This window comes from Acetobacteraceae bacterium, assembly GCA_004843165.1.
GTDB lineage: Bacteria > Pseudomonadota > Alphaproteobacteria > Acetobacterales > Acetobacteraceae.
In genome coordinates this window covers 458,493-476,196 of record CP039459.1, presented here as the reverse complement: position 1 = coordinate 476,196, position 17,704 = coordinate 458,493, and the positions used below count along the sequence as shown (strand labels likewise).

Annotated in this window: 16 protein-coding genes and 1 pseudogene; 1 reads left to right on the top strand and 16 read right to left on the bottom strand. The window is 45.4% G+C overall.

Going from position 1 to position 17,704, the window contains the following annotated elements; genetic code table 11:
- Positions 1–4: 4 nt before the first annotated feature.
- The 16 genes and pseudogenes from trpS to FAI41_02205 form a co-directional block, all read right to left on the bottom strand.
- Complete coding sequence (gene trpS / locus FAI41_02280; protein ID QCE32495.1) at positions 5–1,024, bottom strand: tryptophan--tRNA ligase; 1,020 nt, start codon at positions 1,022–1,024, stop codon at positions 5–7.
- Positions 1,025–1,030: 6 nt separating this feature from the next.
- Positions 1,031–1,516 carry an FKBP-type peptidyl-prolyl cis-trans isomerase gene (locus tag FAI41_02275; GenBank protein QCE32494.1) on the bottom strand — a complete coding sequence of 162 codons (486 nt, stop codon included), beginning with the start codon at positions 1,514–1,516 and terminating at the stop codon, positions 1,031–1,033.
- A 490-nt stretch (positions 1,517–2,006) separates the two neighbouring features.
- Positions 2,007–2,372, bottom strand: a pseudogene (locus FAI41_02270) (FKBP-type peptidyl-prolyl cis-trans isomerase).
- Positions 2,373–2,614: 242 nt separating this feature from the next.
- Positions 2,615–3,847 (bottom strand): 23S rRNA (adenine(2503)-C(2))-methyltransferase RlmN, encoded by a 1,233-nt coding sequence (rlmN, locus tag FAI41_02265; GenBank protein QCE32493.1) that lies wholly within the window; start codon positions 3,845–3,847, stop codon positions 2,615–2,617.
- A gap of 211 nt (positions 3,848–4,058) precedes the next feature.
- Positions 4,059–4,808, bottom strand: coding sequence for a TlyA family RNA methyltransferase (locus FAI41_02260; GenBank protein QCE32492.1), 750 nt, complete (start codon positions 4,806–4,808; stop codon positions 4,059–4,061).
- A gap of 2 nt (positions 4,809–4,810) precedes the next feature.
- Entirely contained in the window at positions 4,811–6,781 is a 1,971-nt protein-coding gene (locus tag FAI41_02255; protein ID QCE32491.1) for a 1-deoxy-D-xylulose-5-phosphate synthase, read from the bottom strand.
- 19 nt (positions 6,782–6,800) lie between these two features.
- Entirely contained in the window at positions 6,801–7,709 is a 909-nt protein-coding gene (locus FAI41_02250; protein QCE32490.1) for a polyprenyl synthetase family protein, read from the bottom strand.
- A 14-nt stretch (positions 7,710–7,723) separates the two neighbouring features.
- Complete coding sequence (locus tag FAI41_02245; protein ID QCE32489.1) at positions 7,724–7,993, bottom strand: exodeoxyribonuclease VII small subunit; 270 nt, start codon at positions 7,991–7,993, stop codon at positions 7,724–7,726.
- A 126-nt stretch (positions 7,994–8,119) separates the two neighbouring features.
- Positions 8,120–8,356, bottom strand: coding sequence for a sulfurtransferase TusA family protein (locus FAI41_02240; GenBank protein ID QCE32488.1), 237 nt, complete (start codon positions 8,354–8,356; stop codon positions 8,120–8,122).
- 9 nt (positions 8,357–8,365) lie between these two features.
- Entirely contained in the window at positions 8,366–9,703 is a 1,338-nt protein-coding gene (locus FAI41_02235; GenBank protein QCE32487.1) for an NCS2 family permease, read from the bottom strand.
- Positions 9,704–9,721: 18 nt separating this feature from the next.
- Entirely contained in the window at positions 9,722–11,053 is a 1,332-nt protein-coding gene (locus FAI41_02230; GenBank protein QCE32486.1) for a hypothetical protein, read from the bottom strand.
- Between the two features lie 8 nt (positions 11,054–11,061).
- Positions 11,062–12,864 (bottom strand): elongation factor 4, encoded by a 1,803-nt coding sequence (lepA, locus tag FAI41_02225; GenBank protein ID QCE32485.1) that lies wholly within the window; start codon positions 12,862–12,864, stop codon positions 11,062–11,064.
- 49 nt (positions 12,865–12,913) lie between these two features.
- Entirely contained in the window at positions 12,914–13,924 is a 1,011-nt protein-coding gene (locus FAI41_02220; GenBank protein QCE32484.1) for a hypothetical protein, read from the bottom strand.
- Positions 13,925–13,995: 71 nt separating this feature from the next.
- The gene (locus FAI41_02215; GenBank protein QCE33766.1) at positions 13,996–14,841 is read right to left on the bottom strand and encodes an inositol monophosphatase; all 846 of its coding nucleotides are present in this window, start codon (positions 14,839–14,841) and stop codon (positions 13,996–13,998) included.
- Between the two features lie 89 nt (positions 14,842–14,930).
- Positions 14,931–15,494 (bottom strand): elongation factor P, encoded by a 564-nt coding sequence (gene efp / locus FAI41_02210; protein ID QCE32483.1) that lies wholly within the window; start codon positions 15,492–15,494, stop codon positions 14,931–14,933.
- 135 nt (positions 15,495–15,629) lie between these two features.
- Entirely contained in the window at positions 15,630–16,646 is a 1,017-nt protein-coding gene (locus FAI41_02205) for a lysine-2,3-aminomutase-like protein (GenBank protein ID QCE32482.1), read from the bottom strand.
- A 30-nt stretch (positions 16,647–16,676) separates the two neighbouring features.
- Here FAI41_02205 and genX point away from each other — a divergent pair, with 30 nt between their 5' ends.
- Entirely contained in the window at positions 16,677–17,633 is a 957-nt protein-coding gene (gene genX / locus FAI41_02200) for an EF-P lysine aminoacylase GenX (protein ID QCE32481.1), read from the top strand.
- Positions 17,634–17,704: the final 71 nt, after the last annotated feature.

Genomic DNA, 17,704 nt, shown 5'->3' with positions numbered 1-17,704 from the left:
TTTTTTAAAACCCAAGTCCTGCCAGAGCTTCTGCTTCGCTCACGATAGGCTCTGCAACTTTCCGTGCCTCTTCTGCTCCCAATTTAAGGGTCTTGCGGAGTTCTTCTTTATCTGAAAGTAATTCGTTGGTTTTATTGGAAATAGGGGCGAGTTTTTCAACCATTAAATCTGCTAATGCGGATTTAAAATCGCCAAATCCTTTGCCAGAAAACGCATTAAGGGTTTTTTCTAAACTCCCATCTTTATCAAGGACAGTATAAAGCGATAAGAGATTTTTGGCTTCAGGGCGTTCTGTCAGTTCTGCAACAGTTTCCGGAATAGGATGGGGATCCGTTTTGGCTTTTTTAATTTTTGTCGCAATCAGATCTGCAGAATCTGTGAGAAGAATACGGCTTTGATCTGAGGGATCAGATTTAGACATTTTCTTTGTACCATCACGTAGGCTCATTACTCTGGCTGCTTGTGCCGGAATGAGGGCTTCGATTGTAGGAAAGAAATCCCTGCCTGTTTTTTCTTTATATTCTTTACCCAAATCATGATTGAATTTTTGCGCAATATCATTGGCAAGTTCAATATGTTGACGCTGGTCATCACCAACAGGGATACGGGTTGCCTTAAAGGTCAAAATATCGGCAGCCATGAGGGAGGGGTAGGTATAAAGTCCCGCAGAATGTTTTTCACGATTTTTTCCGGCTTTATCTTTAAATTGTGTCATCCGGTTCAGCCAACCGAGACGTACAACGCAATTAAAGAGCCAGCCAAGCCGTGCATGGGCATGCAGGCTTGACTGAACATAGAGTTTTCCCGGCTCAATACCGCAGGCTAAAAGGCAGGCGGCGCTTTGCAGGATATTTTCCCGCAAAGTTTCAGCTTCCCAAGGCATTGTAATGGCATGGAGATCAACAAGGCAGAAATGGCAGTCATGCGTTTTCTGAAGCTTTTCCCATTGCGCAATGGCCCCCAGATAGTTACCGAGATGGGGCGTACCTGTTGGCTGGATACCCGAAAAAACCCGCTCTTTCATAAGGAATTAAACCCCGCCGAGTGTGATATTAAAAACAAGAGGACTATTGGCTGGAATGATGGAAACGGCATGCGAACCATAAGCCAATTCTGCTGGAATATAAACTTCCCAGCTATCGCCGACATGCATCATTGGAACAATTTCTTGCCAGCCGGGAATAACATTGGCAAGCGACATTGTCATGTAGCCGTTGGTGGAATGTTTGTTTGAGGCATCAAAGACCGTACCATCTGGAAGTTGGCCTTTATAAGAAATACTGACGGTTGCGCCTTTTTCTGGTTGTGGCGCACTTTCTGGGCCGGATTGAATAATTTTATAGGAAAGACCATCTGGAAGCTGGGTGACGCCGGGCTGTTTTGCCATTGCGGCCATAAAATCATCAGAAGAGATATTGGGGTCCTGAACAGGGAAGGCAAAAGCAGATGTGCCGGCAGAAAAAGATGTCAAAGCAGAGACAGCCAAGCAGGCTTTAAAGAGATGCTTAAATTTCATGGTAAGATTTATTTCCTTAAAATAATAATGTTACGAATACAGATTAGCTAATAATATCATCTAGCGTGATATCAAAAACGAGGGCACTGTTGGCAGGAATGCCTTCTGTCTCACGTTCACCATAGCCAAGTTCTGAAGGGATGTAGATCTCCCAGTGATCCCCCACATGCATTAACGGTACAGCCTCTTGCCATCCACGAATAACATTGGTGAGTGGCATCGTCATTAGGCCGTTGGGGGAATGCTTATTGGAGGCATCAAAAACCACGCCATTGGGCAGGCTACCTTTATACGCAATTCTGACCGTTCCGCCAAAAGGTGGTTGTGGCGGATTCCCCGGTGCTGATTGAATAATTTTATAGGCAAGGCCACTTTGACGGCGAATGACACCCGGCTCTTTATATTTTTCTTCCATAAATTCTTGAGAGGTCATTTCGTGCTTTGTCGGCCCCTCATCACTCTCACTCTCTGTTTCACCAGCATCATTTTCATCCACACCCATGAGGTGGATTTTAAAGACTAAAGGGCTATGGCTTGGGATAATGCCCATTGTACGCTCTTTATAGGCGAGATTTTCGGGAATATAGAGTGTCCAGACATCCCCCACATGCATTAAAGGCAGTGCCTCCATCCAGCCGTCAATTTGCCCATCCAGAGGCATTTCCTGATAGGCTGCACCTGTATGCTGTTCCGAACTGTCAAAAATAGCCCCATCAGGCAATCGTCCCTCATAGGTTAGCATCATGCTTTTCCCTTTACGGGGATGGGGGCCGTCTTTAGGGCCTGATTCTTCGATATGGTAGGCTAGACCGCTTGGACGGCGGATAATATCAGGTTTTTTATAAACTTCCGCCATGAAATCATCCGAAGAGATTTCTTCCTCATCTTGAACAGGGTGTAAAATATTTTCAATTTGAGCGCAGCCTGAGATAAAGGTAAACGCCCCAAGGAAGATAAGTGTTTTTTTAGAAAAAAAGACAGAAGCCTTCACCTTTATTCTCCAGAATAAAAATTACATTTTATAAGATAGAAAGGGGTGATTAAGAATCAATAACCCTTTCTATATAGCGTTTTTTAGGGTGCTATTTAAAGAAAAATTCAATCATTTGATTGTCTTTCGCTTTTGCGGTTGAAAAGCGGACGCTGATTTTCTTTTCCTTCATGTAGGGTTTTCAGCTGCCCACAAGCCGCTAAAATATCACGGCCACGAGGGGTTCTTACTGGGGCTGCGATATTGGCACGGGAGAGAATATCGGCAAAATTTTTAATATCTTTGGGTGTTGAGGGTTCGTAATCAGACCCCGGCCAAGGATTAAAAGGAATGAGATTGACTTTTGCTGGCATGTTTTTGAGTAAACGTGCAAGTTCTCTGGCTTCCGCCGGGCTGTCATTGATGCCTTTGAGCATAATATACTCAAAGGTCAGACGGCGAGAGTTGGAAGCGCTTGGATATTCCTCACAGGCCTTAAGGAGTTCTTTTAAAGGATATTTACGGTTGATCGGCACAAGCTTATTTCGCAACTCATCTGTTACGGCATGGAGTGAAATGGCTAAATTAACCCCGATTTCCTTTCCGCAACGGCGGATCATCGGCACAATGCCGGAGGTGGAAAGTGTGATGCGCCGGCGAGAAAGGGCAATCCCTTCGCCGTCCATAATAATACTGAGGGCTTTGGCAACATTTTGATAATTATAAAGAGGCTCTCCCATGCCCATCATCACAATATTGGAAAGTTTACGCGGTGTTCCATCTTTTGGGGTAGGCCATTCGTTATAATGATCGCGCATCGCCATAAATTGCCCGACAATCTCGGAAGAACTTAAATTTCTTAAAAGCTTTTGTGTGCCTGTATGGCAAAAACTGCATGCAAGCGTGCATCCGATTTGAGAGGAAACGCAAACCGCACCACGATCTTCTTTTTGATCAGGAATATAGACCGCCTCTGCTGTCCGTTTATCATCAAAACCAAAAAGGATTTTTTCCGTACCGTCTTTGGAAAGCTGTGCAAGTTTTTGTTCTGGGCGGCCGATAAAGAATGAGGCGGATAGCTTTTCCTGCAAGGGGCGGGAAATATTGGCCATCTCCGAAAAATCACGCACGCCTTGATGGTACATCCAATGCCAAATCTGCTTGACTCGAAAGGGTTTTTCCTTGAGCGCAGTCATTTTTTCAAGGAGTTCCTCACGGGAAAGGCCAACAAGATTTTCACGTCCTTGTTCATCCACTTCCTGCTGTGGAGACATGAGGGCAGTTTTAATGAGGAGGCGCTCTTCATCAGGATGAAGCGGTACAGAATCTATTTTGGCAGAATGAGGCGTTACTGGCGGCATAAGGAAGATATAAACTTAAAAAATATAATGAAAAGAAGTTTAAAATAGACGATGGCGCTAAAAACACCAAATTCAATTTTTATTTGCGATTATGCTTATTTTTAATGAAAAAGCAAAATTGCTTAAAAAATATTTTAAAATAAAGAAGCTTAAAAAAGACAGCTTATTGCTGCCTTTTTGTTTTTAAGAAATTCGGAAATCTATTTAAAATTTAAGCTATTTTTTGAGCGACCAGCAGGAATTCTTTATTGCCTTCAGGTCCCAAAATAGGGGAGGCCGTTAAGCCCTGAATGTCCCATTTCCCCTCGGAGATAAGCCAATTTTTGACTTCTTCACAAACACGCTGATGGACATTTTCATCCCGAACGACACCTTTTTTACCGACTTCCTCACGTTTGGCCTCAAATTGCGGCTTAATCAATGCGACCAGCATTGTGCCGATATGCGCTAAATCCAGCGAAGCGGCAAGAACGGTTTTTAGACTGATAAAACTAGCATCGCAAACAATAATATCGGGACTGTCTGGAATGATTTCCTTGGTCAGATGGCGGGCATTGGTTTGTTCATGCACGATCACACGGTCATCATCCCGTAATTTCCATGCAAGCTGCGCCGTGCCGACATCAACGGCATAAACATATTTTGCCCCATGATGAAGGAGAACATCTGTAAAGCCGCCTGTGGAGGAGCCGACATCAAGACCAATCCAGTCTTTCGGATCAATCTTAAATGCTTCAAGCGCATGAGCCAGCTTCATCCCACCACGGGAGACCCAAGGATGGTCTTTGCCTTTGACCGACAAGACCACCGTTTCGGGAAACATTTGCCCTGCTTTGGTAACAGGATGTTCTTTATTTTCCCCTTCATAGACGAGCCCCGCCATAATAAGGGCTTGGGCACGGGTGCGGCTTTCCACTAATCCACGTTCCGCTAGAAGCTGGTCTACTCTTTTTTTGGCCATTGTCAGCCTGTGCTCTTTGCATTTAGGGCTTGCTTGGCCGTTTTTACGATATTCGCCGCAGAGAGACCTGCCTCCTGATATTGCGTTTCAGGGTTATTGTGATCGATGAAACGATCGGGAAAGTGGATCGGTCTAAAGGCAATCTTGTCTAAAAGAGATGTTTCACTGAGATGGACGACAACCTGCATGGCAAAACCGCCTGCGGCGCCTTCTTCAAGCGTAATGAAAACTTTATGATTTTTGGCTAAAGTTTCAATCAGCTCTTTATCGACAGGTTTAGCAAAGCGTGCATCTGCAAGCGTGACGGCAATATTTTCTTGGCGTAGTAAGTCTGCAGCGGCTTCCGCTTCGTAAAGTCTTGAACCGAGACTTAAAATAGCAACGCCGCCTTGTTCATCTTCACCGGAAACAATGCGGCCTTTACCGATTTCAAGAATTTCGGATGAGTCTGGTAGGGCAACCCCACGGGCATTGCCACGAGGATAGCGTACGGCACTTGGCTTGTCATTGATGCTCCAAGCTGTTTTTGTCATGTTGAACAGCTCGGCATCATCAGAAGGTGCCATCACAATCATATTTGGCAGGCAGCAAAGATAATTAAGATCAAAAGAACCCGCATGGGTTGCGCCATCGGCTCCGACAAGGCCGGCACGGTCTACCATAAAGCGCACAGGAAGGGACTGTAAGGCCACATCATGCATAACCTGATCAAAGGCCCGCTGGAGGAAAGTGGAATAAATGCAGCAGAAAGGTTTTAAGCCCTCGGTAGCTAGACCTGCTGAAAAGGTTACAGCATGCTGTTCGGCAATGCCGACATCAAAAAAACGTTCCGGGAATTTTTTGGCAAATTCAGTCAGACCGGTTCCAGAAGGCATTGCGGCCGTAATGGCAACAACTTTTTTATCTTCTTGTCCAAGATTGAGAAGCTCTTGGGTAAAAATATTGGTGTAGGTCGGAACGGTCTGTTTTGTTTTTTGAATAATACCTGTTTTGACATCAAATTTGCCAACAGCATGATATTTATCGCCTGCCTCTTCAGCAGGTTTGTAGCCGCGGCCTTTTTCCGTCACGATATGCAAAAGGATAGGCCCACGTTTTTTGCTGTCCCGGAGATTTTTTAAGATCCCGACAAGAGATCCCATATCATGTCCATTGACAGGGCCGACATAATAAAAACCGAGCTCTTCGAACAAAGTGCCGCCAGAAATAAAGCCCCTGGCATATTCTTCGGCTTTTTTGGCTGTACGTTCCAATGGGCCGGGGAGACGTTTGGCGATACGACTTCCAAGGTCTCTGAGGCTAAAATAAGGGCGGGAGGAAATTAGCTGCGTTAAATAGTTCGACATGGCACCAACAGGGGGCGCAATCGACATTTCATTGTCATTTAAAATAACAATGAGCTGGCTGGCATCATCTTCGAGAGCACCGGCATTATTGAGCGCCTCATACGCCATACCGGCAGAGATAGAGCCATCACCGATAACGGCAACCGTATGGCGTTTGCTATAATCTGGTTGGGCTTTGGGATCATTTTTGGCAATAATTCTATGGGCGACAGCCATGCCAAGCGCTGCAGAAATTGAGGTAGAGGAGTGCGCAGCGCCAAAAGGATCATATTCGCTTTCGGAACGGCGGGTAAAGCCGGAAAGGCCACCCGGCTGGCGAAGCGTACGGATACGCTCTCTTCTGCCTGTGAGGATTTTATGCGGATAGGTTTGATGACCAACATCCCAGACGACACGATCTTCAGGTGTATTAAAAACAGCATGAAGGGCAACGGTCAGCTCGACAACTCCTAGAGAGGCACCGAGATGCCCCCCCGTGGAGGAAACCGCATCAATTGTTTCCGCCCGTAATTCATCGGCAACTTCTTGAAGTTCTGCCGGAGAAAGTGCTCGAAGAAGACTCGGATCTGTTATCTTATCAAGCTGAGGGAAACGTCCCCAAGTGGGAATGGAAGAAGATTTATTCATGTCTTTATACAGTATCCGATTAGTTTTGACGCTCAATAACATAATGCGCAAAGGCTGAAAGGAGGTGAACTTCTTTCGAATCTTCAAAAACCTCAAGGGCCTTAATGGCTTCATGCATAACACGGCGCGCTTCTTCCCGTGCGCCGTCAAGTCCTAGGCAAGAAATATAGGTGGATTTTCCAGAAGCGGCATCTTTGCCGGCTGTCTTGCCAATTTCTTCGGCCGTTCCCGTGGCATCGAGAATATCATCCGCAATCTGAAAGGCCGTCCCAAGATGTTTGCCATATGCAAATAGTGCTTGGCGCTTGGGATTGTCTTGGGAAAGTCCGGCGATGATGGCACCTGCCTCAGCAGAGAAACGGATCAATGCACCTGTTTTCATTGCATGGATTTGACGGATTTGGTCAATATTGAGAGATTTTTTTTCACCTTCAATATCTAAAACCTGTCCGCCGGCCATCCCATTGACACCGGAGGCACGGCTGAGACCTAGTGCAAGTTCACTGCGAATTTCGGCAGAGGGAGAGGTTGCCTTTTCGAGCAGAATTTCAAAAGCACTGGTTTGAAGAGAATCTCCGGCCAGAAGCGCAAGCGCATCGCCATATTGAATATGGGTGGAGGGTTTGCCACGGCGTAAATCATCATCATCCATGCAAGGGAGATCATCATGAATGAGAGAATAAGCATGAACACATTCAATGGCGGCACCCACTCTTAAAGCTGTTTCAACAGATTGGCCTAAGAGACGGCTTCCTGTGACAGCTAAAAAGGCACGTAGGCGTTTGCCTGCGCCTAAAACGGCATAGCGCATTGCCTCTGTGAGCTTGCCACTATTCTTTAAAAGAGGAATGAGGTGTTGAAGGGTTTCTTCAACCGCATTTGCCTCTGTTTCAATGGCTGTTTTGAGAAGATCTGTCGCAGATGTCATTTAAAAATATCCCCCTATATTTCCAGAGCCGTATCTGGGTCGGCTTTTGTATTTTTTTCCATTTTACGGTCATTTTCCGTCATGACGGTTAGTCGGCTCTCCGCAGCTTCAAGTTGTTTTTCACAATGTTTTCTCAGGGCGGAACCACGTTCATAAGCATCAACGGCATCTTGGAGTTTCATCTGCCCGTTTTCTAATTTTGCTACGATAATTTCGAGTTCTTTGAGAGCCTCTTCAAAAGAGAAGGAAGCGACATCGGTCATTACAGAAACGTTCTCCGTCATAGAAGGATTACTCTTTTCAAAGAGAAAAAAATCACAAGAAGGGGCAATGCCCTAAAAAGATATAAAGTAAAAACTGGTTTTAAGACATAGTCTTTATAGGGTAATTTTACGTTCTAAAGCCATGTTTTAAGATTTTTGCTTTAAAATAAAATGAGATTCTTGCGTGTTTTTTTCTAAAAGTACGGCACAATACCCCATTTTTTCAGCCCATCCTATCATATCATCAGAGGTTGTGCCTGTGGCAACAATCGTCTCTAAATTTTCTTGGGGCGATAATTTACGCATCGCACGATGAAGATGCACAAAGGGAAGCGGGCAGGATAAATGGCGCAGGTCGAGGGGAGATTTTTCTGTCAAAGCAATTTCAGCCTTTTAAAGAAAATTATGCAGAACGAGATAAAGAATAAAGACCAGATCAAGTCCCAACAAGGTTGGGGTAATTTTATGATAACGCTTAAAAAAGAGCTGTATCGTTGTATAGAGAATCATACCGCATGTGAGGGTCATCATAAAATCCCCTGTCACAGCGGCCAATAAAATCATTAAAAGCGGCACAGAAGCATCTGCTATATCTTTTGGCAAATTTTGGGCAGACCCCATCATGGCAATGCCAACCATTACCAGCAAAGGGGCCGTTGCGAGGGCTGGAATGCAAATAAGTAAAGGCCAAAAAAGCACAGAAATTAGGAACAAGAAGGCTGTCGTTGCCGCCGTTAAGCCTGTTCGTCCGCCGGCCTCGACACCGGTAGCGCTTTCGACATAGGCAGAAACAGTAGAGGTGCCAAGGACTGCGCCGACGACGCTGGCAGCACCATCGCAAATATAGGCCTTGGAATCCAGCGTTGGATGTTTTTTAGTGCCGCAAAGTCCTGCTCGGCTCGCCACGCTGATCAATGTCCCCGAAGCATCAAAAAAATCATTGAGAAGCAAGTAAAGCGTGACAGGAATCATGAGCCCAAGCGCATCGAAATAACCTTTAAAATCAAAGGGGGCAATAAATTCGGTTGGATAGTGAGGAAGTGCCCAAATTTTTCCTGAAAAATGGGTAAAAGGCTGGCCATCTATACCCGGGATAAAAAGGCCGGAAATCGTGATGGCAGCAATAAGGAGCAACAGGCCGGAAGCTCGTTTTTTCAACATGCAAATAATCGCAATGCCCATGGCGATGAGCTCCAGAATGACGGTCGGTTGAGAGAGTTTTCCAAAACTCATCCCATGGTCGCTGGAGGTAACGATCCCTGCAATAATAAGGCCAAGGCGCGCAATAAAGGCACCGATGGCTAATTGGATGCCAAGAATAATCGGCGCAGGAAAATTCTCAACAATTTTACGTCTTAAAGAGGTTAGCGAAGCTAAAGTAAAGAGTAGTCCACTGATAATGACAACGGAAAAGGCAACATAGGGCGTGACATGGCTGCCTTGCACGATGACATTGGCAAAGACAACATTGCTGCTCATTGCCGGCGCAAGCACAATCGGAAGACGTGCCCAAAGCGCCATGAGTAAAGTGCCAACAACGGTGCCGGCAATGGTTGTAATAATCATGGCTTCTTTTGGCAATCCTGCACTTGCCATGATTGTTGGATTGACCGCCATAATATAGGCCATTGCTGCGAAAATCATAATACCTGCCATGATTTCCCGAGAAATGGTCGAGCCCCGTTCGTTAATTTCGAAATAGTTATTAAGCGTTTGGGTAAACCAATTCATTTTAAAATATCAGCTCTCTTATTTGGCGGGCAGGGGAAAAGATTTTTCATTGCTTAGCAAAGCTTTTAACAGAGAAAATAAAGAAAGAGACTCATTTGAGTCAAAAAACTCCGGGCGTGTCATTAGCGCCCATAAAGCTGTTACGGGCGGGGCTGGAAAACCGTCAAGCAGGTGCTTTTGAACAGGGAGTTCTTTTCCTCTAAAAATTAACTGATCTAAAGCCGCCAGCGGATAAGGCAGGTCACGTTTTGCTATTTTTTTCAGGACGAAATCCGTTTGATTCTGAAAGGTAATTTTTGTCTGGGTAAAAGCGTTTTTAAGGTGACATGTTTGTTGATCGGTTTCGATTTCAACAGGCAAGGCAGGTGTTCTGCTATTGATTTCTTTGAAAGGAAGAAAAGAAAAGGGAGCAGGATCAAAAAGACAGAGCCAGCCTTCGGTTTTTTGGGAATTAACTTCTTTTTTTGCGAGGAGGAGGCGGGAATAATGGGTGCCTTCGATATTGGGTATGGCACAGAGTTCCTGTGTCTGATGATGAATGCCTAAAAATTTGTCTTGGGAAATTTCGAGGAAATGCCATGAAAGTGTCGCAGGGGGAAAGCAAAGCCAGAGCGGAAATTTTTTCTCTGTGATGAGATAATGCGAAAGAATATCCTGCCACATGGTGGCGATAATTTCTTCGACTTTAAAGGGGGTGGGGTGGGATGGGATTTTAAGCGTTCCCTGATCGAAAAATTTTCTTGCTGCCTCGGACAAAGAACTGCCTGCGGCATCATGTAAGATACCGGCATGCTGTAAATTTACCGGAAAAGTTTCGAGATTTTTCTCGAGCGCACAGAGAAAACGTCCTTCCGTATCAGGAATAAACGTGCCGTCTGTCATTTTTGTGTAATAAAGACGGGGATTAAGGCCAAGTTTTAAAATGTCATGCGGATTATGACCAGAAAGCCCACAATGCCGGTAAGGGATTTTAAGCGCTGGCAGGCCATAATGCTCTGAAATCTGCGCCTTAGTTTCAAGCAAGTCAGGAAGAAAAAACTCATCCAATGCGAGGCGTAGGGCAAAGGAAAAATCTTTTTCTTTTGCTATTTGATAAAAAAGTTCTTCCGTTTTTTCCGCATCTAATTCTACATCTAAAATCTCAATTGGAAATCTTTTGGAAAGAATTTTTAAAAGATCTTGGCATGTCTTCATATCCTCTAGCTCTTCTAAAAAAGAAATGAAGATTGTCATGCCAAAGGCTAAATGATGCGCCAGCCAATATTCGAGGGCTTCAAGCCGATGATATTTCCCAAGACAAAGCAGCACAGCCTTTGAAGAAGATAAATTTTCAGAAGACTGCGCTGACATAAATATCCTTAGTCGATTTTAAGCGCCGCTAAAAAGGCCGTCTGAGGAATTTCGACTTTACCAAATTGGCGCATGCGTTTTTTACCCTCTTTTTGTTTTTCGAGCAATTTACGCTTTCTCGAAACGTCACCGCCATAACATTTTGCGGTAACATCTTTTGAAAGGGCCCCGACCGTTTCACGGGCAATGATACGTGAGCCGATAGCCGCTTGAATAGCGATTTTAAAGAGCTGACGTGGAATAAGCTCTTTTAATTTGGCGCAAATGGCACGACCACGCATATCCGAGGCGCTCCGATGGGCGATAAAGGAAAGGGCATCAACAGGTTCTTGATTTACAAGGATGGAAATTTTGACCAAATCTCCCTCTTCATACCCATCCATTTGATAGTCAAAAGAAGCATAACCACGTGTGAGTGATTTTAACTTATCGTAAAAATCAAACACCACTTCGTTCAATGGCAGGCGGTAAACAGCCAAAGCCCGTGTTCCCACATAGGTGAGATCCATCTGAATGCCACGACGCTCACTGCAAAGTTTTAAGACGGCACCAAGATACTCATCTGGAACAAGAATATTGGCTTTAATCCAAGGTTCTTCAATCATTTCAATCCGGACAGGATCTGGCATGTCCGCAGGATTATGGACATGTTCAACCTCTCCATCTGTTTTATAGACATGATAGATGACTGAAGGGGCCGTAGCGATAAGATTTAGATCAAACTCACGGGAGAGGCGTTCTTGAATAATTTCAAGATGCAACAATCCTAAGAAGCCACAGCGAAAACCCAAACCTAGAGCGGCGGAAGTTTCCGCTTCAAAATGGAAAGAGGCATCATTCAGACGGAGCTTCCCAAGAGAATCACGCAAATGTTCAAAATCATCCGCATCCACTGGGAAAAGACCACACCAGACAACGGGCACAGAAGGTTTAAATCCCGGTAGCATTTCTTTGGCAGGATTTTTATCCAGTGTAATTGTATCCCCGACATTACAATCAGCCACTGTTTTGATCGCCGCATTAATAAAGCCAATTTCCCCAGGGCCTAGCGTATCAACAGGGGTGATTTTCGGTTGGAAAACCCCTAATTGATCCACACGATAGGTGGCTCCTGTTTCCATCATACGGATTGTATCGCCTTTATGGATTGTGCCTTCTTTAATACGGATAAGCGTAATCACGCCAAGATAGGAATCATACCAGCTATCTACCAGCAAGGCTTTCAGGGGTGCATTCTCATCTCCTGTTGGCGGCGGTAAACGGTGAACCAAAGCTTCGAGAACAGCCCCAATATTCAGACCGGTTTTAGCGCTTACTTCAACAGCGTTATCGGCATCAATACCAACCATGTCTTCAATTTGTTCTTTTGTTTTAGGAACATCTGCTGCGGGTAAGTCAACTTTGTTTAGAACGGGAATGATCTCGTGATCCGCATCAATCGCCTGATAGACATTGGCCATTGTTTGCGCTTCGACCCCTTGAGAGGCATCAACGACTAAGAGGGACCCTTCGCAAGCGGCTAAAGAACGGCTGACCTCATAGGCAAAATCAACATGGCCTGGGGTGTCCATGAGATTAAGAATATAGGTTTTGCCATCTTTGGCGGGATAGGTCAGGCGAACGGTTTGCGCTTTGATCGTAATGCCGCGCTCTTGTTCAAGATCCATCGAGTCGAGCACTTGCCCTTTCATCTCTCTAGCGGTCAAAGCACCGCAGGCCTCAATCAAGCGATCGGCGAGGGTCGATTTCCCGTGGTCGATATGGGCAATAATGGAAAAGTTACGAATAAGAGAAAGGGGCGTATTGGTCATAGATTTTAATTAGGACAATCTGTTGGTTTTGTCAGCTTAAAAGGCTGATTTATGATTTCGAAGAATAGTTTTTCTGGGCACGTGAGAGTGTATCATCTTCAGGAATAAGCTCGTTAGGATTTTCCTCTGGATAAATGTCAACACGATCCGCAGGACCATTGGTTTCATGCGTATTCGGTCGGGGCGTCCCGATCGTTTTTGGATAAATCCGGGTTGAAGCAACCCCCGCACGCATTAAAAGCGAGCGAATTTCTAAGAGCCGCTGTAAAGCCAACCGCCGTGGAAGGGAAGGGTCATCATCTTGTGAGCCCGCAAACCCTTCTAAGGTTAAGCGGATATTTGGATTATGCGCCATATGCGATCCGAAGCGTGAGATTGCATCAATGGTTTCTTGATCCATTTCCTCTTTGAGAGGCGCAAATTCGATACGGATTCCCTCCAGAGAATTGGCTAAGGGTCTCGTGTCTGAAATAGCGCCTTTGACAGCAATAACAGGATCGGGGTCTACAGGCGGATGCAGATGCACAATTGGAAATGGCGGCGCTAAAATTAAAGGTGGCGGGCTGGCAGGGATACGGGGGACAATTGTTGTGCCAGCTCTGTTGACAGACACAATTCCCTTTTCATAAGGAGGGTGTGCCGCAGTGGCCGGCGGTGTCGTCCGGGCAGGTGCAAGGGGAGGAGAATTTTCACCGGAGGGCGGGTTCTCTTGCCTCTTTGGAAAGGCTGCTCCTGCGTAATTTGAGGAAATACCTAAATTATCTGCTGCTTGTTGTGCCTGTTGTGAAGAAACGATTCCACTGCTTTCACCACCGCTATTGGCATTGTAGTTGTTAGAAAAACCACCAGGAGCGGCTTCCGAAGGTGGGGCTTGGCGAGGGCTTGGCGATGCCTCTGCCGCACCGCCGGGAAGAGCGTCTAAATTGGTTGTCATTTGCGCCCATGAGGCCGAGGGAAAACAGAATATCGGCATCAGTAAAAAGGGCAGTGTTTTTGGGTGAAACATGCGGGAAAGCAAAGGAAATTCTTTTTTTAATTTGCTATTTTCCTGACAAGTCAAAAGGTAAGAATCCTCATTAGGGCGCATGTTTCACTTCAATTAAGGCGGTTATAAAACCGCCTTTCAATCAATTATTTTGATTGTGGCTCAGAAATTGTAATCGCACGATCAACAAGTTTTTGTAAACGTGCAAAAAGATGTTGGTTACCGGAGACAACATTTAGGCTTCCTTTAAGGTTACCGTCTAGTTGTTTACCCTGTGGGTCAGTGATGTGTCCACCAGCCTCTCGGATAATGATAATTCCTGCCGCACAGTCCCACGGTTTTAAACCATATTCCCAGAATCCGTCAAAACGTCCACAAGCAACCCCCGCCAGATCAAGGGCAGCCGCACCAAAACGGCGAATGCCGGCAACCCGTGGCATTAAAGTTGCTAAAACATTGAGGAAAGGACGCTGAACCGTTTTGGAAGAGGCTGCAAAGGGAATCCCTGTAGCAATTAAGGCATCTGAAAGGCGAGCTCTGCCAGAAACACGGATACGGCGATCATTTAAGAAAGCGCCTAAGCCTTTTTCCGCCCAGTACATTTCTTGGGCAACGGGATTGTAAACAACCCCAGCTATTATCTCGACGCTGCCATCTTCATGACGGCGTTGGAGACCAATGGAGACAGCCCATTGAGGAATACCGTGCAAAAAGTTTGAGGTGCCATCCAAAGGATCAACAATCCAGCGCCATGTCCAATTTTCAGAACCGCTTTCTCCGCTTTCTTCCATAAGAAAAGCATAGCCTGGACGGGCTTTTTCTAGCTCTTCTTTAAGGATTTTTTCTGCTTTTAAATCGGCTTGTGAAACAAAGTCACCAGGAGCCTTGGCATTAACCTGAAGATGCTCAATATCTGAAAAATCCCGCAATAGCGAGCGACCTGCTTTTGTCGCAGCATTGTGCATGACAGCCATATGAGGGGATAAACGCATATTGATAACCTTATTTAGATTTAAAAACATGTATTCCTCCGTAAAGGGGAGGAATACACGCAAAGAAAAGAAGAAGTTAAAAAATTAAATTATTTTGCACGCTCGACATAGGAGCCGTCTTCGGTGCGGACAACGATGCTTTCACCTGATTTAATAAAAGGCGGCACCAAGGTTTTGACTCCGTTAGCAAGAAGGGCAGGCTTATAAGAGGAGCTTGCGGTCTGGCCATTGACGACAGGATCTGCCTCGGCGATTTCAACGGTGACATGCGGCGGAAGGGTAACGGCAACGGCATCACCATCCACGAAACGAACGCCAAGTTCCATATTATCCTGAAGGAAGGCAATCTGTTCGCCTAAAATGTCTTTATGGAGCATTGTCTGTTCAAAAGTTTCCGGATCCATCAGAACGATATTGTCGCCGTCCATGTAAGAATAGACATAATCACGATCTTCGGTTGGAAGGCGTTCAACCGTATCCGCCGTCCGCCAGCGCTCATTGGTTTTGTTGCCTGATTCTAGATCTCTCATTTCGACCTGAATAAAGGCACCACCTTTACCTGGGGTTAGGATTTGCTGCTTTAGAACAGTCCAGCGGCGTCCGTTATGTTCAAGGACTTGGCCGGCACGAATGAGGTTAGCCTGTTGTTTCATTGGAATGTAATCGTCTTTTCAGAAAAATTTAAAGTGACAGAAATTATAGTTATACATTTTATCTCTTAATCTTGCACCTATAGGAGATGCAAGTCTTGTTCGAGAATTCATGCAAGATATGTAGCGTATTTTCTTTTATTTTTTAAGCTCTTTCAGTTCATAAGCAGGGCCAAGCGGAATTTTTCCGCCGCCCTGTGGTCTTTCCGCCGTATAAGCTGGGAACGCCAGTCCACTTAAACGTCCCCGCAACTGCCGTAAAAGCGCTAAACCATCCGAAATTTCAACCCGGAAATGTGCTGTGCCAGGTGCTGGATCAAGGTGATGCAGGTAATAAGGTTTGACGCCCATTTCTAAAAAACCCTCAAAAAGATCGGCGAGTGCCTCAACATTATCATTCACGTCTTTTAAAAGGACAGATTGCGAAAGCAGGAGAACGCCTTGTTTGCGTAAATCCCTAATGGCTTTTCGGGCCTTGGGGGAAAACTCCTTGGCATGATTGGCGTGAATAGCGATCCAAAGCGGCTTTTCTGTTTCCAAAGCCTTTAAAAGTTCAGCCGTAATTAATTCGGGGGCGGCAACGGGTACCCGGCTATGGATACGCAGGGTCTTTACATGCGGAATTTTTTCCAAGCGCTGTAAAATGAAACGCAAACGCCGGGGGGAAAGTAAAAGCGGATCGCCCCCGCTTAAAATCACCTCATTGATTTCAGAATGGTTTTCAATCCAGTCTAAAGCGGCTTCTAAATGTTCCTGTGATAAAAGGCCGCTTTGATGGGCTTTGCCGGTTTGTCCGACAAATTCCCGCCGGAAACAAAAACGGCAATAAAGTGGACAAATTAAGAGCGGTTTTAAAAGGATTCGGTGTGGATAGCGGTGGATAATACCGGCAATGGGGGAGAAAGCCTCATCTGCGGTCGGATCTTCAACCTCATAAGATTGGGTGTGCAATTCCCTTTCATCTGGTAAAACCTGTCTAGCGATGGGATCATCTGAATGCTCAATGATTTCGGCAAAAGTTTTGGGAACAGCGATGGCATATTTCTTAGAAAGGGTTTCATGCCATTGGGGCGCTGGCTGCACATCGGGAAGGAGCTTTTCCGCAATAAGTTGGGAAAAATGGCGTAAAGTTGTTTTAGAAGAAGAGTCGGTCAAGAGAGTAAAAGCTTAAATGGGAATGGCAAAATGAAACAGGCTTTATTAAAACGCAGATCTTTGATGTTACAAGGGGGAAGAGCCTTTTTTGAAGCACGGGGCTATATCGAGCTTGAAACACCGTATCTTGTTAAAAGCCCAGGAGAAGAGGTCCATTTGCGCGTCTTTTCGACAATGCTGGAACATCCTCAAGGCGGTCAGGTTAAGCGTTTTTTACATACCAGCCCTGAATTTGCCATGAAACGTTTTGTCGCCGCAACGAAAAATCCTGTTTATCAATTTGCACGTGTTTGGCGCAATGGGGAGGGGAGCGATCATCATCATCCTGAATTTACAATGCTGGAATGGTACCGCCCGGATGCCTCTTTGCAGGATTTAATGCGGGAAACCCAGGAATTTATACAATCGCTTTTACCGCCAGAAGTTTTACGCCAAGGTGAAAAAATTGACATTTACGGCGATTTTGAAATTTTAAAAATGTCCGAGGCTTTTGAAAAATATGCCGGCGCAGATGTGTTGGGCACGATCGGTGATGCAAAGGCTTTAGCCCAGCAGGCCGGCTATGTTTTGCGGGAAGAGGAGGAATGGGAAGACCTTTTTTTTCGAATTTTACTTGAAAAGATTGAACCGCATCTTGGCCGGAAGAAGCCGACTTTTCTGACGCATTGGCCAGCGCCACAGGCGGCCTTGGCAAAATTAAATCCAGAAGATCCGAGAGAAGCGCTTCGCTTTGAGCTTTATGCCGGCGGCTTGGAGCTTGCGAATGCATTTGAGGAACTTTCCGATATTGTAGAACAGCGCAAGCGTTTTGAAACCGATCGTGAAAGGCGTGAAAAACTTTATCCCGATCAAAAATGGGAAATGGATGAGGATTTTTTAGAGGGGTTAAAAGATTTGCCTGATTGTTCCGGAATTGCCCTTGGTTTTGACCGTCTCGTGATGCTCGCAACAGGCGCGCCTAAAATAAAAGACGTGATTTGGGAATAATCCGTTAAAGATTCAGCGCTTTACAGTTCTTTAGAAGTCATAGATAAGTATGCTTAATTTTAAAAATTAGC